This is a genomic window from Janthinobacterium sp. GW821-FHT03C10, from assembly GCF_059420865.1.
In genome coordinates, this window is record NZ_JBWKUN010000008.1 from 189682 (window position 1) to 213535 (window position 23854).

Below are 23854 nucleotides of genomic sequence, written 5' to 3' on the forward strand. Positions count from 1 at the left end.
ATGGCAGAGAACCTGAACCAAACCATCACCGGCGGCGCCAGCGAGCGCAAGCAGGACAAGATCATCGAACTGCGCCCGACCCTGTTCATCGGCATCGGCGGCACGGGCATGCAGGTGCTGATGCGCGTGCGCCGGCGCATCCTCAACACGCTGTGGGGCGGCGCGGGCAACCGCACGCGCATCGAGGGCTTGGCCGATTTTCCCATCGCGCAATTCATCCATTTCGACCTCGACAATGGCGCCGTGATCGAAAGCGGCGAGTCGCAGGCGAAGGACTTGCAGTTCGACCAGGTGAAGTTCACGGACGATGACAAGGTGGTCGAATCGTTCGACATGGACAAGTACAGCCGCGATGAAGATTCCCTGGAAAAATATCCGCACATCAAGGAGTGGCTGCCGCTGACGCCGCAGCGCATCCGCGAGCTGCGTTTCGACATGAGCAGCGGCGCCGGGCAGATCCGCGCCGTGTCGCGCCTGTATTTTTTCGACAAATACGCGAAGATCCGCGACAAGATCCGCTTGAAACTGAAAGCGCTGAAGGCGGGCCTGTCGCACGAGCGCCAGCTGGCCGAGCTGGGTTTGCGCATGGAAACGAACCGTTTCCGCATCGTCATCGTCGGTTCCGTGGCCGGCGGCACGGGGTCCGGTTCCTTCCTCGACATGGGCTTGCTGGCGCGCTGGCTGGCGCGCAGCGAAGTGGGCGCGGCCGACGTGGAGCTGATGCTGTTCTTGCCGACCGGCTACACCAAGGCCAACAAGGACCGGGTCGAGGCCAACGGCTATGCGGCGCTGATGGAGCTGGAATCGGCGATGATGGGCAACAAGGGCTATGTGGGCCGCTGGGATGCCTACGACCGTCCGGAGCTGACGCGCGAGCCGTACAGCGAGGTGTACCTGATCGATTCGGGCAACCTTGCCCAGCAGCACACCAAGGATGTCAGCGACGTCTACCACATGGTGGCCGACTCGCTGTTCGAGGATTTCGCCTCGGCCGACTTCGCCCGCGCCAAGCGCTCGATCGCCGTCAACCAGGCGCAGCACAAGAATTCGCTGTACAACGCGCCCGTGCCGCAAGACCGCTTCGGCGACATGCGTTTGTATTTCTCGAAGCGCTTTTCCTCGTTCGGCATGGCCGTGCTCGATACACGCCAGGAAGCGGCGCGCGACGAGCGGGCCCACCGCTGGGCCGGCGCCATGCTGCAAGCGTTCTTCGGCGTGGGCGGCACGGATGCGGGCGCCAACCGCGCCACGGACACGCAGCGCGATAATTTCCTGGCTGCAAATATGTTCCTGAAGGGTACGCCGTTCAGCGATTTCCCCGAGTTTTCCGATAAGAGCATCGAACTGAAGCGCTCCAGCGGCGACTTCATCGATTTCCGCGTCGTCGACGAATTGCTGGAAGACCGCCACGGCCACTTGCTGGCCGGCGTGGAAAACCGCGTCAATACGCGCATCAACGATATCCGCACGGGCTTTGACCGCAGCGAATGGCCGGCGCAGGTGCGCGACGCCATGAAACACCTGGAACGCGATGCCGTGCGCGACCAGGATTCCACGGCCGACACGACGGAAGACCGCATCAGCAAGCGCCGCCGCGAAGTGCTCGACGACGTCAAGAAAGTCGTGCGCGACCAGCTGTACGGCTATCTGGATAATAAGGAATTCGGCGGCCTGGAATACGTGTTGTCGCTGGTGGAACAGATCAAGGACCGCATCGAGGCGCCGGGCAGCGGCCTGACGGCGCAGATCGGCGCGAATGCCGAGCGCTACCGCGAAATCAAGGAAGCCGTGCGCTCGCGCGAATATGAGCGCCTGCTGAACAACCTGGAGCAGACGCGCAGCACCTTCGGCTTCCTCAGCAATGGCGAAAAGCAGGCGGGCGTGGTGATGGACCATCTGCGCACGGAAATGGCGAACGCGCTGAAATTCCATCTGCGCGCCAAGGCGGCGGACGAGTCCGTCATCCTGCTGGGCGAACTGTCGCGCTGGCTGGGCAACCGGATCGGCGTCGATGCGCAAGGCCGCGCGCAGTGGAATGGCCTGGTGGGCGAGCTGCAAACGGGCCGCGAAGGCGTGCTGGCCATGCTGGCGGAATTGAAAACGGCCAATACCATCCTGCAAAAGGACCTGGACAAGGAACACGCGACCCTGATCGTCATTCCCGTCACGGAAAAAGACATTGCGCTGCCCACGGCGGCCACCTTGCGCCAGTGGGCCGATGAAGCGTTCAAGGACATGGGCGGCTCGAAAGCCCTGTTCCCCATGCTGGGCGAACCGGCGCAACGCGGTTTGATCCTGGCCAAGGTCACGCGCATGGCGGAGAACATGATCGCCACGGCGGGCCTGGCGGAAGGGGCGACGAGCACGCCCGACCCGCTGTTCGAAGCATTGGAACAGATGGACGTGTCCGAACGCCTGGACCGCTTCCGCAAGCTGCTGGCCTGCTCCATGCCGTGGATCGACGCCAATATGGCGGGCGACTTCACGGTCGTGTCGGACCAGTTCAAGTGCGTGATCGGCGTGGCCAACGCGGCCGCCTTCAAGGCGAAGTTCGGCGCCGAGCTCGAATCGTGCGTGCCGACCCAGGTGGGCATTACGGTGAGCCAGCTGGAAATCGTCGAGACGGGCATCCGCGGACGCGCCGTCTGCTATTGTGAGCTGGCCGGCGTACCGATGACGGTGCTGCGGGGCCTGGAAGGCTGGCGCACCAGCTACCGCAAGGAAGGCGACAACGACAAGGCGCCGACCCACACGCATATCGATCCGACGCAATTCACGCACCCGATCGCGCCGAACACGGATGAAATGAAACGCCTGGCCGAGGATTTCGGCGAGTTCCTGCAAGCGATCATGCTGGGCGTGCTGACGCGCCACACGGGCCGCGTCGTGCCGCCGGGCCAGTACCAGTTCGCCGTCGAACCGGGCGACCTGCGCCGCATCGGCAACGAACGGGCCATCCGCCAGAACGGCATGCCCGCCTCGTACGAGAAAAATATCGCCCTGCGCATCGAGGAAAAATTGACGGCGCTTGACGCCGTGCAGACGGCGGCGCTGGCGGCGCTGGCAAAATACTACGAACGCACCGTGTATGCGCCCAAGCTGGTGGCGCAGGCCGATGGTTCGCAACTGCCGTACGTCGGCTTTGGCAGCGCCATTTCCGCCGAAGTGGGCGCGCGCCTGCGAGAGTCGGCGCGCCGCAAGGGCATGGCCAGCGATGAGCTCGACCGCACGGTGCTAGCCCTGCTGGGACGCCTGAAGGAGTGGGCGAACGTCATCGGCGACTCCGACGGCGACGCCTACGACTGGGAAGTGCGCGAGCCGGAAGCGGACGGCCAGCCGCGCCTGAAATACGCGATCAAGGGCGAAATGCTGGAAGCGGGGCGGCTCGAGCAATTGCTGCGCCCGGCCAGCGCGCCGGCCGCTGGCGTGGCGCCGGCCTTCGGCATGGCGCCGCCACCGCTGGGCGGCATGCCGCCGCCCCTGGTGGAATACCAGTATTTCCTGGGCATAAACGGCCAGCAGCAGGGACCGTTCACGGCCCAGCAGATCGTGCAGTACGTGCAGGCGGGGCAGGTCGTACCCGGCACCACCAAGGTGTGGCGCGCCGGTTTGCCGGCCTGGGCCGAGCTGGCCCAGTTCCCCGAGCTGGCGCCCTTGTTCCTCAGCGCGCCGCCACCGTTGATGCCGCCGCCCTTGGGTTGAGTGCTGGAGTGCTGGAATGACGTTGGAATGAAGGATTAGTTTTGGATATCTGTAACAAATGCAAGACGGGCCTGTGGACCGTTGTCAGCCATTGCCCGTACTGCGGTCAGGCGCAGGCTGGCGCAGCCAAGCCAGCCGCGGCCGTGCCGCCGCCGCTGCCCGTGCAAGCGCCTGTACCAGCGCCTGTGCCGCCGCCTGTGCCAGTATCGCCGCCTGTGGCGCCCAAGCCGCCGCCTCAGCCGGTGACACCGGCGCCTGCGCCGAAAGCGCCGCCCAAGCCGGCACCGGCACCGGCTCCGGTCCCGGTGCCGCCGCCAGCTGCGCCGAAGCCCGTGCCTGTGCCTCCACCGGCGCCTGCACCGACAGTCCCGCCGCCGCCGCGCAAGTGGCTGCGCTGGCTGGGCGGCGCCGTCGCGCTGGCGGCCGTCATCGTCTACATGAATGGCAAGCCGGGCGGCAAGAGCGAATCGGCGTGCAACGACGCCATCGACAGCGGCTTGAAACTGGTGGCGAATGGCAGCCTGGACGGCGCCCGCCAGAAGCTGGCGACGGCGAAAAATGTGTGCACGGGCAAGTCCAGCGCCAAGGCCGATGATCTGCAGGCGGCGATCGGCAAGGCCGGCGCCGCATCGGGCAGTTGCCAGCGCGGCGTGCGCGCCATCGAGCGCAATATTGACGGCCATCAATTGCAAAGCGCCGCCAGGGGCATTGCCGGGCTTGACGTTGATTGCGCGGGCGCTGCCAGCGTGGATTCCTTGCGCAAGCAGCTGGCGCGCCAGCAGGCGGCAGCCGCGTCCGTGCTGGTCGGCGTGCGCCAGGCGCTCGATGGCAAGGATGCGACGGCAGCGCGCAATGGCATCGCCAGGCTGGAAGCGATCGACCGCGAAGCGGTGGAATTGCCGCAGCTGAAGTCCGACGTGCAGGCGCTGTCGATGCCGGCGCCCGTTTCTGCCCCGTCACCGGCCCCGGCGCCGGCAGCAATGCCGGCACAGCAGGAACCGGCGCCCGCGCGCGTGGTCGAACGTCCAGCGGCGGCCGAACGCCGTCCTCTGGAAACGTCGCCCGTCGATAGCGGCGCGGCCATGCGCAACGAGATGGCGCAATCGTTCCTGCGCGATGCCGAGCGTTCTTTGCTGGAAGGCAAGTTCGATGCGGCCAAGACCTATCTGGAAAGCGCGCGCCGCGTCGATCCGGGCAATGCGCGCATCGACAACCTGTCGCGCCGCATCCGCGAGCGCGAACGGCAAGTGCTGCAGACGGAAACAACGATCAATTAGCCATCTGGGGAGTCACCATGCTGAATCACACCACCTTGCGCGCGGCCGCCGCGCTGACCGTCGCGGCCATGCTGGCCGGCTGCACCACGGCGACTATGAACCCGAACGGCGTGCGCCAGGACAGTACCTATCCGCAAGGCGGCGCCCAGGCGGCCACGGATGAGGACCCGTGCAGCGTGGGCACGTCGGCCGCTGCCGGCGCGGCCGTGGGCGCACTGCTGGGAGCGCTGGCGGGCGGCAAGAATGGCGCGCTGAAGGGCGCGGCCATCGGCGGCGGCCTGGCGGCGGCCGGTTGCCTGGCCATCAATGTCAATTCGCGCCAGACCAAGACGGCGGCGCAGGCGGACCGCGACTACATCCGCACGCGCGGCGCCTTGCCGCGCGAGCCGCAAGTGGTGTCGTACACGCCGCAGCTGAGCGCGTCGACCGTCAAGCGCGGCCAGCCGTTCAAGGTCAACTCCGTGGTGGAGCTGGTCAATGGCAGCGCGCAAAGCGTCAACGACGTGCGCGAAGAGCTGGTAGTGCTCGACCCGCAAGGCCAGCCCTTCAAGTCCGGCTCGAAAGCCTTGGCCAGCAACAACAAATCGGGCGGGCGCTTCGAGAACTCGTTCGAGCTGACTTTGCCGGCCGGCGTGTCGCAAGGCGTGTACGGCGTCAAGACGAATCTGTACGTGAACGGCAAGCTGGCCGCCACGCGCGACCTGCGCACGCAGCTGGTGATGCTGGACGACAATAGCGGCGCGGCGCAGCTGGCGCTGCGCTGATCGTCGTATGCAAATGCGTAGGTCGGATTAGCGGGGTAAAGCCCCGCGTAATCCGACAACACCACTAACGCCAACAATGTTGTCGGATTACGGCCCCTTGGGCCTAATCCGACCTACGCGCCGCCCTGGTAGCCGTGTTGGCGCCAGGCCTCGTAGACGACGACGGCCACCGTATTCGATAAATTCAAACTGCGGTTGTCGGGGCGCATCGGCAAACGGATGCGTTGCTCTGCCGGGAAACCATCACGCAGGGCCGGATCGAGGCCTTTCGTTTCCGAGCCGAACACGAACACGTCGCCCGGCAGGAAGGCCACGTCGCCGAACGGGCGCGAGCCGCGCGTGGTCATGGCGAACATGCGGGTCGGATCGGGCTGGGTGTCGGCCAGGAACGCCGCCCAATTCTTGTGCACCTTCATCTTGGCGTAATCGTGGTAATCGAGGCCGGCGCGCTTCATCTTGGCATCGTCGAGGGGAAAGCCCAGCGGTTCGACCAGGTGCAGCTGCGCGCCCGTGTTCGCGCACAGGCGGATGACGTTGCCCGTGTTGGGCGGGATTTCAGGTTCTACCAAAACAACGTGAAACAAAATGCTCTCCTTGGGTCTATCTGTATCTAGTATCTAATATGTCGCTCATCTAATGCGGCGGCGTGCGCGCCACGACCAATATGCTGACCCTGGCCGCCCCCGCGCGCTTGCAGGCGGCCGCCAGCGCGTTGACGGTGTGGCCGCTGCTCATCACGTCGTCGACGATGCCGACATGGCATCCTGGCAATAACGGCGCATGGTCCGGCGCGATGGCGAACGCGTGCGCCAGGTTGGCTTGCCGTTCCTGCGGCGCCACGCCGCTTTGCGCCCGCGTTTCGCGCACCCGCAGCGCCAGCCGGGGCTGCAAAGGCACGTCCAGCAGGCGCGCCAGCGGGCGCGCGATTTCCAGCGCCTGATTAAAACCCCGCTCGGCCAGCCGGACCGGGCCCAAGGGCACCGGGCACAGCAGCTGCGGCGCCTGCCACACCTGCTGTTGCTGAATGGCAACATGCAGCAGTTCGGCCAACGGGGGCGCCAGCGCCAGGCGCGCGCCGAATTTCAGCTGCAGCAGTAACTGGTCGACGGGCGCCGCATAGTCGAACGCTGTGACGGTGGCGTCATACGCGGGCCGCTGGCGCAAACAGCGCCCGCACAGCTGCGCCATCTCGATGTCCGCGAGCGGATTGGCGCACTGGCGGCAGCGGTGGCGCAGTTGCCCGCGTCCTTGCCCCAGATATTGCGCGCGGCAGGGCGAACACAGCACTTGCGGGCCGCCGATGCCGCACAGCGCGCACTGGGCCGGCAGCAGCGTGGCGCCCAGCCACAGTCGCAGCGCCAGCCAGGCGGCCTCAAGGCGGGGCGGGGTGGCGGTCCGCATCGCGATGGCGTCGTTCCATGTACACTGCCGACATTATCTCACCTCACCGGTTTCAACATGCCAGTTCCCGCCAATCCACCCAAAATGAGTGCGCCCATCGATGCGGTGCAAGTACGCGATTTCTTTTCCCGTCCCGCGCGCGTCGCGCCGTCGGATTTCCTGCGCCGCGAAGTATCGGCACGCATGCACGAGCGCCTGGAGCTGGTGAAAATCACGCCGCATCGCGTGCTTGACGCCGGCTGCGGTCCGGGCGCGGACCTGGCGCAGTTGCAAAAGGATTATCCCGCCGCGCAGATTATCGGTCTCGATGCAGCTCAAGCGATGATGCAGGCGGCGCGCGCGCCCGCGTCGAAACTGGCCAGCCTGAACCAGTTCCTCAGCAAGTTGTTGCCGGCCAAGGCGGGCGTGGATTTGTTGTGCGGCGACCTGGGCGACCTGCCGCTGGCGCAGGGCAGCATCGACCTCGTGTGGTCGAATCTGGCGCTGCACTGGCATGCCCAGCCTGACCGCGTATTCGCCGAATGGCGGCGCGCGCTGCGCCTCGATGGCTTGCTGATGTTTTCCTGCTTCGGCCCCGACACCTTCCGCGAAGTGCGCGACGCGTTTGCCGAGGCGGATTTATACCCGCACGCCTTGCCTTTTGTCGACATGCACGACTTTGGCGACATGCTGGTCGAGACAGGCTTTTCCACGCCCGTGCTGGACATGGAGATCATCACCGTCACCTACGACACGGCGGAAAAATTGCTGGCGGACGTGCGCGCCTTTGGCGGCAACCCGCTGACCACGCGCCGGCGCGGCCTGATGGGCAAGGCGGCCTGGCAGCGCATGCTGGCCGCGCTGGAAAAGTCGCGCCGTCCCGACGGCAAGCTGGGCCTGAGTTTCGAGGTGATCTATGGTCACGCCTTCCGTCCGGCGCCGCGCGTGACGCGCAATGGCGAGGCCATCATCCGTTTTGACTTGCCCCGAAAACCTAAATAAAAGGCCAAAGAAACCGACACTTGGTCGCCATTCGCGCGTTGCCATCGCGGCAAGCGTTGCAAAGCGCGCGGCGGCCATGAGAAGGGCGCGCACAAAGCCGATTATTGCTTGATGGATTCAAGTTTACTTGATTATAATCGTTGATTGTTTGTCAGCTTGTTAATTGAAAAAAACAAGGGCTGCATACAAAATAAAAAAAACAAAGCGAGACTTATTCGAAGTTACTGCATTAGTATAGTAACCATCTTCCACACGAGGCCATTTCCAGGTGGGGAAGAAAAACAGGGTTCCAGCATGGTTGCGCGCCGCCGTTTTTGCCGCCGCAGCCAGCATGGAATTCGCTGGTGCTTGATGCACATGGCCGCATTCCGGCCGTGTTGCTTTCATGGAGGAGCGGCAGCGGTCCAGTACGGAGAAATCCGCAGCCGTTTAAAATATCATTATTTTTGGGTGGTTGGGGAAAACATGACACATGCAAAGCGACTTCAATCGTTGCTGCTCGGGCTGTCTTTGACAGCGTTTGGCATCGGGCGATGGGCCACGGCGGCACCGGCTGCCAGCACCTATCCCGGCACCGGCGGTCCCGTGCCGTTCGAAATGAATCTGCAACCGCCGGCGACACAGATCGCCCATGAAATCTACGATTTGCACACCCTGATGATGATCATCTGCCTGGTGATCTTCGTGGCCGTGTTCGGCGTCATGTTCTATTCCATCTTCAAGCACCGCAAGTCCCTGGGCCACAAGCCGGCCACCTTCCACGAAAGCACCACCGTCGAGATCGCCTGGACCGTCGTGCCTTTCCTGATCGTCATCGGCATGGCCCTGCCTGCCACGCGCACCGTGGTCGGCATGAAGGACACCTCGAACGCCGACATCACCATCAAGGCCACCGGCATGCAGTGGAAATGGGGCTACGACTACCTGAAAGGCGAGGGCGAAGGCATTTCCTTCCTCTCCAACCTGGCCACGCCGCGCTCGCAAGTGGGTGCGCCTGGCGCGCCGCCGACGGAAAAACGGGGCGAAAACTACCTGATCGAAGTCGACAACGAAGTCGTGGTGCCGGTCAACAAGAAGATCCGCGTGGTGCTGACGGCCAACGACGTCATCCACGCCTGGTCCGTGCCCGCCTTCGGCGTCAAGCAGGATGCGATTCCCGGCTTCGTGCGCGACACCTGGTTCAAGGCCGACCATATCGGCACCTTCCGCGGCAATTGCGCCGAGCTGTGCGGCAAGGAACACGCGTTCATGCCCATCGTCGTCAAGGTCGTCTCCGCCGACGACTACAAGGCCTGGGTTGATGTAAAACAAAAGGAAATGGCGGCATTGGCTGATGATCCAAGCAAGGTGTGGACCATCGACGAATTGAAGGTCAAGGGCGAGAAAGTGTATGCGGCCAACTGCGTGGTCTGCCACCAGGCGACGGGCAAGGGCGTACCGGGGGCGTTTGCGCCGCTGGACGGCTCGGCCGTGGTGAACGGCCCGAAAGCCGATCAGATCCACGTCTTGCTGAACGGGCAAAAGAGCGGCAAGTATCCCGCTGAAATGCCAGCATGGAAACAGCTGTCCGACACGGAAATCGCCGCAGTGATCACTTACACGCGCAATTCCTGGTCGAACAAGGCCGCAGAGAACATCGTTCAACCAGCCGAAATCGTGGCTGCACGCAAGTAATTAGGAGCCGCATATGAGTACTAGCACGAGCACCTTGGACCACGCCGGTCACGATCACGACCATGCCCACGACCACCCGACCGGCTACCGCCGCTGGCTGTTTGCCACCAACCACAAGGATATCGGTACCCTGTACCTGTGGTTCTCATTCATCATGCTGCTGTCGGGCGGCGTGCTGGCCCTGATGATCCGCACGGAACTGTTTCATCCAGGCTTGCAATTCTTTCACCCAGAATTCTTCAACCAACTGACCACCATGCACGGCCTGGTGATGGTGTTTGGCGCCATCATGCCGGCCTTCGTCGGCTATGCCAACTGGATGATCCCGCTGCAAGTGGGCGCGTCGGACATGGCGTTTGCCCGCATGAACAATTTCTCGTTCTGGCTGCTGCCGCCGGCCGCCATCCTGCTGGCCACGTCCTTCCTCGTGCCGGGCGGCGCCACGGCTGCCGGCTGGACCCTGTATGCGCCGCTGTCGACGCAGATGGGCCCCGGCATGGACATGGCGATTTTTGCCATGCACCTGATGGGCGCCTCGTCCATCATGGGATCGATCAACATCATCGTCACCATCCTGAACATGCGCGCCCCCGGCATGACCCTGATGAAAATGCCGATGTTCTGCTGGACCTGGCTCATTACCGCGTATCTCTTGATCGCCGTCATGCCCGTGCTGGCCGGCGCGATCACCATGACCCTGACGGACCGCCATTTCGGCACCTCGTTCTTTAATGCGGCAGGCGGCGGCGACCCCGTCATGTACCAGCACATCTTCTGGTTCTTCGGCCATCCCGAGGTCTACATCATGATTCTGCCGGCCTTCGGCATCGTCTCGCAGATCCTGCCCGCGTTTGCCCGCAAGCCATTGTTCGGCTATGCCTCGATGGTCTACGCTACCGCTTCCATCGCGATTTTGTCCTTCATCGTCTGGGCGCACCACATGTTTACCACCGGCATGCCGGTGACCAGCCAGCTGTTCTTCATGTACGCGACCATGCTGATCGCCGTGCCGACGGGCGTGAAAGTGTTCAACTGGATCGCCACGATGTGGAAGGGCTCGATGACGTTCGAAACGCCGATGCTGTTCTCGGTGGGCTTCATCTTCGTGTTTACCATGGGCGGCTTCACGGGCCTGATCCTGGCCGTGACGCCGATCGACATCCAGCTGCAGGATACCTATTATGTGGTGGCGCACTTCCACTACGTGCTGGTGGCCGGTTCGCTGTTTGCCCTGTTCGCCGGTTTCTACTACTGGTCGCCGAAATGGACGGGCCATATGTATAACGAGACGCGCGGCAAGATCCACTTCTGGCTGTCCCTGATCACGTTCAACGTGACCTTCTTCCCGATGCACTTCCTGGGCCTGGCCGGCATGCCGCGCCGCTACGCCGACTATCCGGCGCAGTTCACGGACTTTAATATGATCGCCTCGATCGGCGGCTTCGGTTTCGGCCTGATGCAGGTGTACTTCCTGTTCTTCGTCGTCTTGCCGACCATCCGCGGCGGCAAGGCTGCCCCGGCGAAACCATGGGAAGGCGCGGAAGGCCTGGAATGGACCGTGCCGAGCCCGGCGCCTTTCCACACGTTTGAAACGCCGCCGACAGTGAAGTGAGGTATCCCGGGCCGGCGTGTTGCGCGGCCCGTCTTGAATAAAGTGCCTGTCATGACCGAAGTGAAAACTGAGCGTAAAAAACCGAACAACCTGCGTACCGGGCTGATCTTGGCCGCCCTGGCGGCCTTCTTCTTCCTGTCCGTGTTCGTCAAGCGCATGTGGCTCTGACGTGACGACGCCCCACCCACAGGAAACACGCGGCCTGAACCGCAAGATGCTGGGCAAGCTGATCGTCATTGCCATCCTGATGTTTGGCTTTGGCTATGCCCTGATTCCCGTCTACAAGCAGATTTGCGAAGTGATGGGCATCAACGTGCTGACGCAGAAGGATGGCACGGTGGCCTACGACAACAATACGCAAGTCGACACGACGCGCAGCATCACCGTCGAGTTCGACGGCAATGCGCAAGGGCCTTGGCGTTTCCGCCCGACCGTGTCGAGCATGCAGGTGCATCCGGGCGAATTGGTGACCGTCATGTATGAAGTGGTCAATACGCAAAACCGCGTCGTCAACGCGCAAGCCATCCCCAGCTACGCGCCGCAGAGCGCCACGCCGCACTTCAAGAAGGTCGAGTGCTTCTGCTTCAAGCAGCAGACCTTGAAACCGAAGGAAGCGCGACAGATGCCGGTGGTGTTCTTCCTCGATCCGGCCCTGCCGAAAGAGGTGAAGACCATCACCCTGTCGTACACGTTTTTCGAGATTGCCGGTCTGAGCCAGGCTCAGACGCCGGCCGTCCAATAGGAGAGTGCCATGGGCGAATCCGCCAAACCGGAAAAAGCGTCGTTCCTGTATTCGCTGCGGGCCGTCGTGTGGTCATTCACGGGTCTGCGCCGCAAGAGCGATTTCGACACGGATTCGGCCAAGCTCAATCCCGTGCACATCGTCATCGCCGGCTTCCTGGTGGTGGCTTGCCTGATCGGCATCCTGATTTCAATTGTTAAATTCGTCGTTTTATAAATTACAAAAAAACCACCCTACAAGTTTTTGAGGAGATGATGATGAGTTCCAACCACGCCGCCGTACCCTATTATTTCGTGCCCGGCCCGTCGCGCTGGCCGATGCTGGGCGGCGCCAGCCTGCTGCTGACCATGATCGGCGCCTCGGCCTGGGTCAACGACGTCTCCTGGGGGCCCTACGTCAACTATCTGGGCCTGGCCGGCATCCTGCTGGTGCTGTATTTCTGGTTCGGCGACGCCATCAGCGAATCGGAGCAGGGCCTGTACAGCGAGCGCATCGACCACTCCTTCCGCTGGAGCATGAGCTGGTTCATCTTTTCGGAAGTCATGTTCTTCGCCGCCTTCTTCGGCGCCCTGTTCTATGCGCGCAGCATCTCCATGCCTTGGCTGGCCGACCTCGACCACAAGGTGATCTGGCCCGATTTCGCCGCCCACTGGGGCAATACGGGCCCGGCCGGCACGGTGCAGGAATTCACCACGATGACGCCGTTCTGGATTCCGACCATCAACACGGCCCTGCTGCTGCTGTCGGGTGTCACGTTGACGATTTCCCACCACGCGCTGCGCGCCGGCCACCGCGGCATGACGGCCCTGTTCCTGTTCGCCACGATCTTGCTGGGCGCCATCTTCATGGGCTTCCAGGTGTATGAGTACGTGCACGCCTACAGCGAGCTGAACTTGAAATTGACGTCGGGCATCTACGGCGCCACCTTCTTCATGCTGACGGGCTTCCACGGCTTCCACGTGACCCTGGGCGCCATCATGCTGTCCGTCATCCTGTACCGCGTGCTGAAAGGCCACTTCACGCCCGAGCACCACTTCGGCTTCGAAGGCGCCGCCTGGTACTGGCACTTCGTCGACGTCGTCTGGCTGGGCCTGTACGTGGTCGTGTATTGGTTATAATGGCGGGGCAGGGCGCGCGTGGTTGTTAGGCGGCCTGCAGCATAAAAAAAAAGCCGTACCGGGACATCCTGGGTACGGCTTTTTTCTTAGCGTGAAGAATTTGCCAATCAGGCAATGCCGGGCCTTAATGAATTCCCGTCGGCTGGATGTAGCCCAGATGATGCGCCAGCAGGATCAGCAAAAACAGGGTGATCGACAAGCCCACGCGCAGGGCCAGCGCCTGCACGGTGCGGTTGCTCTTGCCCTTGTCGCGCATGAGGAAGAACAGGGCCGAGCCCAGGCTGCCCAGGATCAGGATGAAGGCGATGGCAACGAGGATTTTCATGGATGGTAGCGCCAGGCTTGAGGAGGTTTCATTGTAATGCGTATCCGCTTCCATTTTAGATGGATTCCATTTGTTGTAATGCTGCTACTGGTGGTGCTGGGGGTCTCTTTGGCGCAATGGCAGCAGCGCCGTGGCGATGAAAAACTCGCGCGCGCCGCCCGGCTGGAAGCTGGCAACCGGGCCGCGCCGCTGGCCTTGACGGCCGCACCGCTGCTGCCGGCCGATGCGCAAGCGATCGAATATCGGCGCGTCACCGTCACGGGCCGTTTCGTGCCCGCCTGGACGGTCTATCTGGACAACCGCCCGTACAAGGGCCAGGCCGGTTTCCACGTGCTCACGCCATTTCAAATCGACGGTTCCGCCATGCACGTGCTGGTGGCGCAGGGCTGGTTGCCGCGCAACAATGCCGAGCGCACGCGCATCCCCGATTACGCCACGCCGCCCGGTACGGTGACGATCACTGGTATCGCGCGCCTGAACGCGGGCCATGTGATGGAACTGGGCACGGCGCCGGCCCTGGCACCGCACGCCATCGTGCAAAATGCCGATATCGGCCAACTGGCGCAGGCCAGCGGCCTGTCCCTGCAGCCTTTTATCCTCGAACAAACAGTCGATGCAGTTGATCCGCCAGCGTCCAGCCAGCTTCCCGTGCGCGACTGGCCGGCGCCCGATCTGGGGGCCGACAAGCACCGCGGCTATGCATTCCAGTGGTATGCACTGGCACTGATGGCCTTTCTATTTTTTGTCTTTACAGGATTTCGACGTGCAAACAAACAACCCTGAAGCAACGCAAGACAGCAGCAACAAGCAGGCACAGAATACGGGACGGTGGAAACTGCTGGCCGTCGTGGCCGTGTGCGCGTTTCCCATCATCGCCTCGTATTTCACGTATTACATCATCAAGCCCACGGGCCGCAACAACTATGGCGCCCTGATCGACCCCCGCCTGTACCCGATACCCGAGGCGCAACTGCAGGTGACGGAACTGGACGGCAAGGCCGCACCGCTGGCCCAGTTCAAGGGCAAGTGGGTGCTGTTGCAGACAGGGCCGTCCGATTGTCAGGAAGCATGCAAGAAGCAATTGTTTGACATGCAACAACTGCGTTTGATGCAAGGCAAGGAGCGCGAACGCCTGGAGCGGGTCTGGCTGGTGACGGATGGCCAGCCGCTCGACACGCTCGTGATGCGCGAATTCGACGGCACCAGCATGCTGCGCGTCAATAACGACGCCCTGAAGGCGTGGCTGCCGGTGGAGCCGGGCGGCAAGACCAGCGACCATTTATATTTGATCGACCCGCTGGGCAATCTGATGATGCGCTTCCCGAAAGACGCGGACCCGAACAAGATCAAGAAAGACATCGCCAAGCTGCTTAAAGCTTCGGCGATCGGTTAAGGGGAACGCATGCCGACGATGCATCTCTCCGCGCTGGCCCAGCTGGGCTTGACGGGTCTGCTGGTGGCGCTGCTGCCGCTGACCATGGTCTGGGTGTCCGCGGACGCCAATAAATACCGCAAGCTCGTGTGGATCGCCGTCTTCCTGACGGTCGACCTGATCATGTTCGGCGGTTTTACACGCCTGTCCGATTCCGGTCTCGGCTGCCCTGACTGGCCCGGCTGCTATGGCTCGGCCAATCCTTTCCTGGCGCACGAGCATATCGTGGCGGCGGAAACCCTGATGCCGACGGGTCCCGTGACGGTGGTGAAGGCGTGGATCGAAATGACGCACCGCTACCTGGCCATGGCCATCGGCGTGCTGATCGTGGCGATGATGGTGCAGGCGTGGCGCCAGTGGAGAAAGAGCAAGCGCGCGGAATTCGCGCCCGCGCTGCCGACGGCGCTGTTCCTGTTCGTCTGCCTGCAGGGCGCGTTCGGCGCCTGGACCGTCACCTTGAAGCTGCAACCGGTGATCGTCACCATCCACTTGCTGTTGGGCATGGGGCTGCTGGCCATGCTGACGTGGCTGGGCGGGCGCCAGGATCATGCCGTGGCGCCAATCAAGCGCGCCGACGCGGAAGAGTCCGTGCTGCGCCCCGTGCGCGCGCTGGCGATTTTTTCGCTCGCGCTGCTGACGCTGCAGATCGCGCTGGGCGGCTGGGTGAGCACCAACTACGCCACCCTGGCCTGCACGGATTTCCCCCTGTGCGGCGGCAAGGTCATTCCCGAGATGGATTTTGAACACGGTTTCCATCTGTGGCGCGAGCTGGGCAAGACGGCCGCCGGCCATTATTTGCCGTTTTCGGCGCTGACGGCCATCCACTGGGTGCACCGCAACTTCGCCTTCATCGTGCTGGCCGGCGTCGGCTATACGGTGTGGCGCGCATGGAAGCTGCCATCCCTGCGCGGCACGGCCCGCTGGGTGGCGCTGGTGCTGGCCCTGCAGGCGGCCACGGGTCTGGCGACGATTTACCTGAGCTGGCCGCTGTCGATCGCCGTCCTGCATAACGGCGGGGCGGCGCTGCTCGTGTTATTGCTGACCATGTTAAACTACAAGGCTAAATTCCAACTCGATGTAGCGCGCAATGCTAAGCGCGCTTGCGCCTCCGCGCCAGTGCCCCCGGCACCAGCCAGTTCTTCCCGTACCGCATAAATGACTACTCAGACCATCAGCCGTAAACCTTCCCCCCGCATCGCCCAGTACTGGGCGCTGACCAAGCCCCGCGTGACGCAGCTGGCCGTGTTTTGCGCCGTCATCGGCATGTTCCTGGCCAGCGAGGAGTTGCCCGACTGGCACGCGGTGGTGTTCGGCACCGTCGGCATCTGGCTGCTGGCCGGCGCCGCGTTTGCCGTCAATTGCCTGGCCGAGCGCGAAATCGATGCGCGCATGGCCCGCACGGCGCGCCGCCCGATGGCCATGGGCGACATCACGGTGAAACAGACGGTGGTGTTCGCGCTGGTGATCGGCGGCCTGGGCATGGCGATCCTGTATCACCTCGTCAATCCGCTGACCATGTGGCTGACCTTTGTCACGTTTGTCGGCTATGCCCTGATCTACACGATGGTGCTGAAACCGGCCACGCCGCAAAACATCGTCATCGGCGGCCTGTCCGGCGCCATGCCGCCCGCGCTGGGCTGGGCGGCCGTCGCCAACGACGTGCCGATGCAGGCGTGGCTGCTGGTCCTGATCATTTTCGTCTGGACGCCGCCGCACTTCTGGGCGCTGGCCATGTACCGCCGCGACGATTACGCGCGCTCGGGCCTGCCCATGCTGCCCGTCACGCACGGCATGCAATTTACGCAATTCCACGTGTGGCTGTATTCGATCGCGCTGGCCGCCACCACCTTGCTGCCGTACGCCGTGCGCATGAGCGGCCTGATCTACCTGGCCTCGGCCGTGCTGCTCAATGCCGGCTTCCTGTACTATGCATGGAAGATGTACCGCCACTACACGGACTTGATCGCGCGCAAAGCTTTTACGTATTCCATCGTCTATCTTGCATTGCTGTTCGCGGCTTTGCTGGTCGACCATTACATTCCCCTCGGAACATGAAAAAATACCTGACTCTGTTGCTGGCGGCCGCGCTGGCCGTTCTCCTCGCCGGCTGCGGCAAGCCTGCCGCGCCCAAGCTGGCATTCAAGAATACGGACGTGACGGGCCTGGGCTACGCGCGCGAATTCGCGCTGACGGACCACACGGGCCACCCGCGCACCCTGGCGGACTACAAGGGCAAGCTGGTGCTGATGTTCTTCGGCTACACGCAATGCCCGGACGTGTGCCCCACCACCATGGCCGACATGGCGCAGGTGATGCGGGAAATGGGGCCGCAGGCGGACCAGGTGCAGGTGCTGTTCGTCACCGTTGACCCCGAGCGCGACACGCAGCAATTGCTGGCGCAGTACGTGCCCGCTTTCGACAAGCGCTTCGTGGGCCTGTATGGCGATGCGGCCGCGACGGCCAAGGTGGCCAAGGAATTCAAGGTGTATTACGCCAAGGTGGAAGGCGAAACGGACAGCAGCTACACGGTGGACCACACGGCCGGCACCTATGTGTTCGACCGCGAAGGCAAGATCCGCCTGTTCGTGCGCCACGGCGAAAAGCCTGCCGCCATCGCGCACGATCTTAAACTTCTGCTATCCTGATCCGGTCGCGCCCCCGGGCGCCATCTTCAGGATACGCAGTACATGGATAAACGTTTCGAGCCGCACGCCCGCCTGGCAGCCATCATCTTCTTGCTGATCGGCTGCTTTTTCGTCTTGCGGCCCTTCCTCGCCGCCATGCTGTTTGCCGCTTGCGTGGGCATTTCCAGCTGGCCCCTGTATCTCCTCCTGCTCGATCGGCTGAAAGGCCGGCGCAACTGGGCGGCCGCCATCATGACCCTGTCATTGATCCTGGTCATCGTGCTGCCGCTGGCCCTCGTCACCTACAACCTGGCCGACAATGTCTCGCGCATCTATGAACAGCTGCGCACGGCGCTGGAAACGGGCGGCCTGCATCCGCCCGCCTGGCTGGCCAGCATTCCCGTGGTGGGCGAAACCATCGACGGCTATGTGCGCCGGCTGCTGGACGACCGCGAGGAATTATTGAATTTGGGTAAGACCATGCTGGAACCGGCGCGCCACTTCCTCGCTTCCGGCGGCATCCTGCTGGGCACGGGCCTGGCGCAGACCAGCCTGGCCGTGTTCGTCAGCTTCTTCCTTTACCGCGACGGCCAGCAGCTGAGCCGTGCCTTGATGATGGGCGCCGGCCGCATCATCGGCGACAGCGCGCCCGGCGTGGGACTGACCATCAGCCGCACCGTGCGCGGCGTCATGTACGGCTTGCTGGGCACGGCGCTGGCGCAGGCCCTGGTGGCCGTGTTGGGCTTCCTGATCGCCGGCGTGCCGGCCGTCGCGCTGCTGGGCGTGGCCACCTTCATCTTTTCGCTGATTCCCGTCGGCCCACCGCTGATATGGGGCGGCGCCGCCATCTGGCTGTTTTCAGACGGCCAGACGGGCTGGGGCATTTTCATGCTGGTGTGGGGTGCGCTGCTGATCAGCGGCGTGGATAACGTGGTCAAACCCATGCTGATCAGCCGCGGCAGCAGCCTGCCGTTCTTGCTGGTGCTGCTGGGCGTGCTGGGCGGTGTGCTGGCCTTCGGCTTCGTCGGCATCTTTATCGGCCCCACCCTGCTGGCTGTGCTGTACAGCTTGCTACAAACGTGGACGGTGGGCGAGACCACCGTGCCGCAGGGCAAGGATACGCTTACCTTGAAAAAAGATTAATCGCGTAAGTCCGCGTCGAGGTCCCGTTCCTGTTTCGGGATTACCTTGATCAGCACGATGCGGGGCCCGTTCATCTTCTTGACGACGATGTCGAAGTCGACGAAGGTGATGCGCTGGCCCTGCTTCGGTATGTCTCCCAGCTTGACCATGATCAAGCCGCCCACCGATTCCACGTCGTCCAGCCCCAGTTCCTCGTTTTCGATATCGATGCCGAGGATGCGTTCGAGCGAGAAGATGGGCAGGCTGGCCTTGCCGATCAGGGTGCCGTCGCTTTGCTTGAGCCAGTCGTTTTCATTGCGGCGGAATTCGTCGCGGATTTCACCGACCATGGCGCCGAGCAAGTTATCGAGCGTAATAAAACCCAGCGGACGCTTGCCCTTCTCGCCGATCAGGGCGAAGTGCGGCGCGCCGTCGCGAAAGCGCCGGAACAGTTCCAGGGCCGGCGTGCGCGCGGAAATGATGTCGACGGGACGCAAAAACGGCGTGAGCGAGGTGATCGGTTTGCCCGCCTGCTGGGCAAAGAACAGATCCTTGAGGTGTACCACGCCCAACACGTCGTCTTCATTCGTGTCGAAATACGGGTAGCGGCTGAAACGGTTGCGCAGCACCGTGTCGAGGTTTTCTTCCAGTGTGTTCGAGGCGTGCAGGGCGATCACTTCATTGATCGGGCGCATCAGGTCCGACACCGTCATCTGTTCGAAATCAAGCGACTGCGCCAGGATGTTGCGCTCGTCGCGCGTAAACTTTTCGCCGGGCTGGCTGGTGCGCAGGATCAGTTTCAGTTCTTCGGACGAGTAATGGGCATCGTGGCCGCCCTTGCCGGACAGGCCCGCCATGCGCAGCACCCAGTTGGCGCTGGCGTTGAGCAGGTAGATGGCCGGATACATGGTCCAGTAAAAGCCGTACAGGGGAATCGCGCTCCACAGGCCGACGGCTTCCGGGTTGCGGATGGCCATCGATTTGGGCGCCAGTTCGCCCACGACGATATGCAGGAAGGAAATCACGCTGAAGGCGACGACGAAGGACACGCCGTGGATCAGCTCTTGCGAGGTGACGCCGATGGCGCCGAACAGCGGTTCCAGCAGGCCGGCGAACGCCGGTTCGCCGACCCAGCCCAGGCCCAGCGACGCCAGCGTGATGCCCAGCTGGCAGGCCGACAGGTAGGCGTCGAGCTGGCCATGCACCTTGGCCAGGATGCGGCCCCGCAGCCCTTGCGTCTTGGCGATGGCGCGGATGCGCGTGCGCCGCAAGGTGACGATGCCAAACTCGGCGGCAACAAAAAAACCGTTCAGCGCGACCAGGAAGAGGGCGAGCAGGACTAGCAAGACATTGTGCATGGGGGCGCAAAAGATGGGCTGTTAAAACGTCATCTTAAACGACGAAGGCCGGCATAGCCTAATTTAGCCGCGCGCCCCGCCTGTGCAGGCGGGCGCGCGGACGGTGGCATTACGCTTTGGCGGCCGTTTGCGGCCCGCCGCGCATGGCGAAGACCATGACGGCCGAGACGATGGCGGGGATGGCGACGACGAGGAAGATCGTGCTGTTGGGCCAGTTCAGGCGGATCAGCTCGCCGCCGAGCACGGGGCCGATGATGGAGCCGATGCGGCCCACGCCCAGGCTCCAGCCGATGCCCGTCGAGCGCAGGGTGGTCGGGTAGTAGCTGGCCGCCAGGGCGTTGACGGCGGGCTGGCCGCCCACCACGCAGAAACCCGCGATGAAGATGGTGATGAACAGGAAGGCCAGCGACACGTCCGGACGGCCGATCAGGGCAATGGCGACGGCAGCGGCCAGGAAGCATGGCAGCAGGATGCGGCGGAAGCTGGAACGGTCGATCAGCTGGCCCATGACGAGGGTGCCGATGGTGCCGCCCACTTGCAGGGCCGTGCCGGCCAGCACGGCGTTGGCCGTCGACAGGCCCGCTTCCCTGGCGATCGTCGGCAGCCAGTTGGACAGGAAATATAAATTGAGCAAGTTCATGAAGTTGATGACCCACAGCAGTATCGTCATCTTCGCGCGGCCGCCCGTAAACAATTGCAGCACGGGCGCGCCCTTGTGTTCCTTCTCGTGCACGAGGTATTGCGTGTCGGCCGTGATGGTGACGGTGGGATCGATGCGCTTGAGCCACTTGGCGACTTTATCCAGCTTGCGTTTCTTCAATACCAGGAATTGCATCGATTCCGGCAGCAGGAAGAACATCAGCACGCCGATCACCAGCGGCACCACGCCGCCCACGTAAAACACGGATTGCCAGCCGAAGGCGGGAATCAGCGCGGCGGACAATAATCCGCCCAGCACGGCGCCCAGGGTAAAGCCGCACGAGACGAGCATCATCAAGGTGACTTTCTTGCGCAGGGGGCTGTATTCGCCGGCCAGCGCCATGGCGTTCGGCATCACGGCGCCCAGGCCCAGTCCCGTGATAAAGCGGATCAGCTGCAATTGCTCGATGGTGGTGGCCAGCGGCGTGACCAGCATGCACAGCGAAAAGAAGATGGTCGAGCCGATCAGCACAGGACGGCGGCCGAATTTGTCGGCCGTGATGCTGAAGACGAGCGAGCCGACCAGCATGCCCAGCAGGCCCGCGCCAAACACGGGACCGAGGTTGGCCTTGCTGACATGCCAGTCGGCAATGATGGCGGGCGCCACGTACCCCATCGCCTGCACGTCGAAGCCATCCATGATGACGCACAGCCCGCACAGGATCAGCATGCCGATCTGGAAGGAGCCGATCCTGTTGTTATTGATGAGATCGGGAATATCGATCGTCTTGCCTGCCGTGGACATGGTGCCGCTCCTGTTTTTTTATGGTGATCGCGCCTTTCCAGCGAGGGACGGGTGCGTGTTTGTCTCAGGCTTCATTACAATCGCTTTTGATTGATTATTCAAACGTTATTTTCGAATGGATTTATCAGGTTTCCTTGTGAATCTTTGGCTGGCCCTGGATGGCGGCCAAAATGACATCGAGCGCCGGATGCATGATCTTGCGCTCGTTGGAAATCACATAAAACTGCTCGCGCAGGGACGAGGCGTCACCCACCAGCACGGCGCCGAATTGCTCCTCGATGTCGGCCGCCAGGCTGGCCGAGGCGAAGAACAGGCCCAGGCCCTTGCGGCCAAAGGCGTTGAGCATGGCGTTGTCCTCGAATTCGCCCACCACGTCGGGGCGCACGCCTTGCTGCACCATCCATTCGTCGATGCGCCCGCGCAGGGCATTGTTGCGCGCGGGCAGCAGAAACGGCGCGCCGTGCAGGCTGTGCGGGAAATTGCCGCGGTACTGTGCGGCCAGCGCGGGGATGGCGAACAGCTTCATGGCGCTCTCTCCCCACAGGTGGCTGGAGACGCGCAGGCTGGCGCCGGCCGGCACGGCGCGGTCCGTCAAGACCAGGTCCAGCTTGTGCAGGGCCAGGTCGGCCAGCAGCGATTCGAACTCATCTTCCAGGCACACGAGCTTGACGGGCTGGTCCAGGCTGCGCGTGGCGTCGAGCATGCGGTAGGCCATCAGTTTCGGCAGGGAATCGGAAATACCCACCGTCAGGCGCATCTTTTCCGCGTCCGTGTCGGCCAGCGCATCCTGCATCTGTTCGCCCAGCAAAAAGATCTGGTCCGCATAGCCGAGCGCCAGGCGGCCCGCTTCGGTCGGCACCAGACGCCGTCCCTGCGGCTGCAGCAGGGAGCGGCCCAGTTCCTTTTCCAGCAGGGCCAGCTGGGTGCTGATGGTTTGCACTGCCAGTCCCAGCCGTTCAGCCGCGCGCGTCACGCCGCCTTCCTTGGCGACGACCCAAAAGAAATACAAATGGCGGTAATTGAATCCCGTGGTTTTCATCGCTGCACCCTCTATCTTCTGTTTTTACGAAGTAATACTTCCATTATCTTCTATTTTTAAATGTGTCACACGTCTCTATACTACGTTCCATTGAATTTGGATAACGGGGAACTATCGATGAAACATTTCAGAGTGTCATTTCTAGTGACATTTATCTGCCTGGGCATTTCCGCCTGGTGGGGTTACACGCACGGTGGCGTGCAGACGATGCTGGCGGCGCTCGGTATCGCGGTGATCCTGGGCGTGATGGAAGTCTCGCTGTCGTTCGACAACGCAGTGGTCAACGCCTCGGTGCTGAAGAACTGGGACAAGTTCTGGCAGAACCTGTTCCTCGGCGTGGGCATCATCATCGCCGTCTTCGGCATGCGTCTGCTGTTCCCGCTGGTCATCGTGGCGCAAGCGGCGGACCTGGGCTTGATGGAGGTATGGAATCTGGCACTGAGCAATCCGGAACAGTATTCGATGCACCTGACGAATCACCACGCGGAAGTGGCGGCTTTCGGCGGCATCTTCCTGCTGCTGGTGTTCCTGAACTTCCTGCTGGATTCGGAGAAAGAAACGCACTGGCTGGGCCGGATTGAAGAAAAACTGGGCGCGCTGGGCAAGATTTCGTCGATTTCCGTGATGATCGCGCTCGGTACCCTGATGGTCAGCCTGTCGATGATCGAAGAAGGCCAGAAGCTGGTGGTCCTGACGGCCGGCCTGTGGGGCATCCTGACCTACGTGGGCGTCGATGTGATCAGCGGTTTGCTGGAAGGCGACAATGGCGACGGCAATATGGGCGACATCATCAAGCGCGGCGGTATTGGCGGCTTCCTGTACCTGGAAGTGCTGGACGCCTCGTTCAGCTTTGACGGCGTGATCGGCGCGTTCGCCATCACCAAGGATGTCGTGATCATCATGCTGGGCCTGGCGATCGGCGCGATGTTCGTGCGCTCGATGACGGTGTTCCTGGTGCGCAAGGGTACGCTCGACGAGTTCGTTTATCTGGAGCACGGCGCGCACTATGCGATCGGTATCCTGGCCGTGATCATGTTGGTCAGCATGAAGTTCCACATTCCCGAGATTTTCACGGGTCTGATCGGCGTGGCCTTCATTCTCGCCTCGCTGTGGTCGTCGATCCGCTACAAGCGCAGGATGGCCCTCGAAGAAGGCCCGACGGAAGCGCTGGAAGCGGTCAAGGCAGTGTAAAGAATGCGCGGCAAACGACTGCACCCGTTTGTCGGCAAGTTGCAGCAA

24 protein-coding genes are annotated in these 23854 nt (G+C 62.8%); 17 read left to right on the forward strand and 7 right to left on the reverse strand.

Features of this window, described 5'->3' with window-relative positions; genetic code table 11:
- From AC07VH_RS24510 to AC07VH_RS24520, 3 genes are all read left to right on the forward strand, one after another.
- Positions 1 to 3702: a tubulin-like doman-containing protein gene (locus tag AC07VH_RS24510; RefSeq protein ID WP_494788572.1), complete on the forward strand. Its 3702-nt coding sequence runs from the start codon at positions 1 to 3 to the stop codon at positions 3700 to 3702.
- Positions 3703 to 4034: 332 nt separating this feature from the next.
- Positions 4035 to 4979, forward strand: coding sequence for a hypothetical protein (locus AC07VH_RS24515; RefSeq protein WP_494788573.1), 945 nt, complete (start codon positions 4035 to 4037; stop codon positions 4977 to 4979).
- A gap of 17 nt (positions 4980 to 4996) precedes the next feature.
- Positions 4997 to 5743 (forward strand): hypothetical protein, encoded by a 747-nt coding sequence (locus AC07VH_RS24520; RefSeq protein ID WP_494788574.1) that lies wholly within the window; start codon positions 4997 to 4999, stop codon positions 5741 to 5743.
- A 113-nt stretch (positions 5744 to 5856) separates the two neighbouring features.
- Here AC07VH_RS24520 and trmL read toward each other — a convergent pair whose 3' ends face one another.
- Complete coding sequence (gene trmL / locus AC07VH_RS24525; RefSeq protein WP_475414677.1) at positions 5857 to 6327, reverse strand: tRNA (uridine(34)/cytosine(34)/5-carboxymethylaminomethyluridine(34)-2'-O)-methyltransferase TrmL; 471 nt, start codon at positions 6325 to 6327, stop codon at positions 5857 to 5859.
- Between the two features lie 49 nt (positions 6328 to 6376).
- On the reverse strand, positions 6377 to 7144 hold the full coding sequence (locus tag AC07VH_RS24530) for a phosphoribosyltransferase family protein (RefSeq protein ID WP_494788575.1): 768 nt from the start codon (positions 7142 to 7144) through the stop codon (positions 6377 to 6379).
- A gap of 84 nt (positions 7145 to 7228) precedes the next feature.
- On the opposite strand from AC07VH_RS24530, the gene AC07VH_RS24535 reads away from it, so the two are divergent.
- Positions 7229 to 8125, forward strand: a complete 897-nt coding sequence (locus tag AC07VH_RS24535) for a methyltransferase domain-containing protein (protein WP_494788576.1) — start codon at positions 7229 to 7231, stop codon at positions 8123 to 8125.
- Positions 8126 to 8284: 159 nt separating this feature from the next.
- Here the strand turns inward: AC07VH_RS24535 and AC07VH_RS24540 are convergent, their stop codons facing one another.
- Positions 8285 to 8512 (reverse strand): hypothetical protein, encoded by a 228-nt coding sequence (locus AC07VH_RS24540; protein ID WP_494788577.1) that lies wholly within the window; start codon positions 8510 to 8512, stop codon positions 8285 to 8287.
- A 78-nt stretch (positions 8513 to 8590) separates the two neighbouring features.
- Between AC07VH_RS24540 and coxB the strand changes: the two genes are divergently transcribed.
- The 6 genes from coxB to AC07VH_RS24570 are packed head-to-tail and all read left to right on the forward strand — an operon-like array spanning position 8591 to position 13271.
- Complete coding sequence (gene coxB, locus AC07VH_RS24545) at positions 8591 to 9799, forward strand: cytochrome c oxidase subunit II (RefSeq protein WP_046683388.1); 1209 nt, start codon at positions 8591 to 8593, stop codon at positions 9797 to 9799.
- A 13-nt stretch (positions 9800 to 9812) separates the two neighbouring features.
- A complete protein-coding gene (gene ctaD, locus AC07VH_RS24550) occupies positions 9813 to 11411 on the forward strand; it encodes a cytochrome c oxidase subunit I (RefSeq protein WP_489628857.1) in 1599 nt (532 codons plus the stop codon).
- Positions 11412 to 11462: 51 nt separating this feature from the next.
- Positions 11463 to 11579, forward strand: coding sequence for a cytochrome oxidase small assembly protein (locus AC07VH_RS24555; protein WP_217494223.1), 117 nt, complete (start codon positions 11463 to 11465; stop codon positions 11577 to 11579).
- 1 nt (position 11580) lies between these two features.
- A complete protein-coding gene (locus tag AC07VH_RS24560; RefSeq protein ID WP_494788578.1) occupies positions 11581 to 12153 on the forward strand; it encodes a cytochrome c oxidase assembly protein in 573 nt (190 codons plus the stop codon).
- Positions 12154 to 12162: 9 nt separating this feature from the next.
- A complete protein-coding gene (locus AC07VH_RS24565) occupies positions 12163 to 12369 on the forward strand; it encodes a DUF2970 domain-containing protein (RefSeq protein ID WP_077399736.1) in 207 nt (68 codons plus the stop codon).
- Between the two features lie 41 nt (positions 12370 to 12410).
- Positions 12411 to 13271, forward strand: coding sequence for a cytochrome c oxidase subunit 3 (locus AC07VH_RS24570; protein WP_475414682.1), 861 nt, complete (start codon positions 12411 to 12413; stop codon positions 13269 to 13271).
- A 124-nt stretch (positions 13272 to 13395) separates the two neighbouring features.
- Here AC07VH_RS24570 and AC07VH_RS24575 read toward each other — a convergent pair whose 3' ends face one another.
- The gene (locus tag AC07VH_RS24575) at positions 13396 to 13596 is read right to left on the reverse strand and encodes a twin transmembrane helix small protein (protein WP_046683386.1); all 201 of its coding nucleotides are present in this window, start codon (positions 13594 to 13596) and stop codon (positions 13396 to 13398) included.
- A 36-nt stretch (positions 13597 to 13632) separates the two neighbouring features.
- Here AC07VH_RS24575 and AC07VH_RS24580 point away from each other — a divergent pair, with 36 nt between their 5' ends.
- The 6 genes from AC07VH_RS24580 to AC07VH_RS24605 are packed head-to-tail and all read left to right on the forward strand — an operon-like array spanning position 13633 to position 18795.
- Positions 13633 to 14379: an SURF1 family protein gene (locus AC07VH_RS24580; RefSeq protein WP_494788579.1), complete on the forward strand. Its 747-nt coding sequence runs from the start codon at positions 13633 to 13635 to the stop codon at positions 14377 to 14379.
- Positions 14360 to 14989 carry an SCO family protein gene (locus AC07VH_RS24585; RefSeq protein WP_489628854.1) on the forward strand — a complete coding sequence of 210 codons (630 nt, stop codon included), beginning with the start codon at positions 14360 to 14362 and terminating at the stop codon, positions 14987 to 14989. The genes AC07VH_RS24580 and AC07VH_RS24585 overlap by 20 nt, the downstream gene beginning before the upstream one ends.
- A gap of 18 nt (positions 14990 to 15007) precedes the next feature.
- On the forward strand, positions 15008 to 16183 hold the full coding sequence (locus tag AC07VH_RS24590; protein WP_494788630.1) for a COX15/CtaA family protein: 1176 nt from the start codon (positions 15008 to 15010) through the stop codon (positions 16181 to 16183).
- Positions 16184 to 17083 carry a heme o synthase gene (gene cyoE, locus AC07VH_RS24595; protein ID WP_475414685.1) on the forward strand — a complete coding sequence of 300 codons (900 nt, stop codon included), beginning with the start codon at positions 16184 to 16186 and terminating at the stop codon, positions 17081 to 17083. It abuts the gene before it with no gap.
- Positions 17080 to 17673 (forward strand): SCO family protein, encoded by a 594-nt coding sequence (locus AC07VH_RS24600; RefSeq protein ID WP_494788580.1) that lies wholly within the window; start codon positions 17080 to 17082, stop codon positions 17671 to 17673. Before cyoE ends, AC07VH_RS24600 begins: the two co-directional genes overlap by 4 nt.
- A gap of 42 nt (positions 17674 to 17715) precedes the next feature.
- A complete protein-coding gene (locus AC07VH_RS24605) occupies positions 17716 to 18795 on the forward strand; it encodes an AI-2E family transporter (RefSeq protein WP_494788581.1) in 1080 nt (359 codons plus the stop codon).
- On the opposite strand, the gene AC07VH_RS24610 is transcribed toward AC07VH_RS24605, so the two are convergent.
- The 3 genes from AC07VH_RS24610 to nhaR form a co-directional block, all read right to left on the reverse strand.
- The gene (locus AC07VH_RS24610; RefSeq protein ID WP_475414688.1) at positions 18792 to 20132 is read right to left on the reverse strand and encodes a hemolysin family protein; all 1341 of its coding nucleotides are present in this window, start codon (positions 20130 to 20132) and stop codon (positions 18792 to 18794) included. The two genes, AC07VH_RS24605 and AC07VH_RS24610, sit on opposite strands and share 4 nt — an antisense overlap.
- Positions 20133 to 20241: 109 nt before the next feature.
- The gene (locus AC07VH_RS24615) at positions 20242 to 21576 is read right to left on the reverse strand and encodes an MFS transporter (RefSeq protein WP_494788582.1); all 1335 of its coding nucleotides are present in this window, start codon (positions 21574 to 21576) and stop codon (positions 20242 to 20244) included.
- A gap of 124 nt (positions 21577 to 21700) precedes the next feature.
- A complete protein-coding gene (gene nhaR, locus AC07VH_RS24620; protein WP_475414690.1) occupies positions 21701 to 22615 on the reverse strand; it encodes a transcriptional activator NhaR in 915 nt (304 codons plus the stop codon).
- A gap of 117 nt (positions 22616 to 22732) precedes the next feature.
- On the opposite strand from nhaR, the gene AC07VH_RS24625 reads away from it, so the two are divergent.
- Positions 22733 to 23806, forward strand: coding sequence for a DUF475 domain-containing protein (locus tag AC07VH_RS24625; RefSeq protein ID WP_475414691.1), 1074 nt, complete (start codon positions 22733 to 22735; stop codon positions 23804 to 23806).
- Positions 23807 to 23854 lie beyond the last annotated feature (48 nt).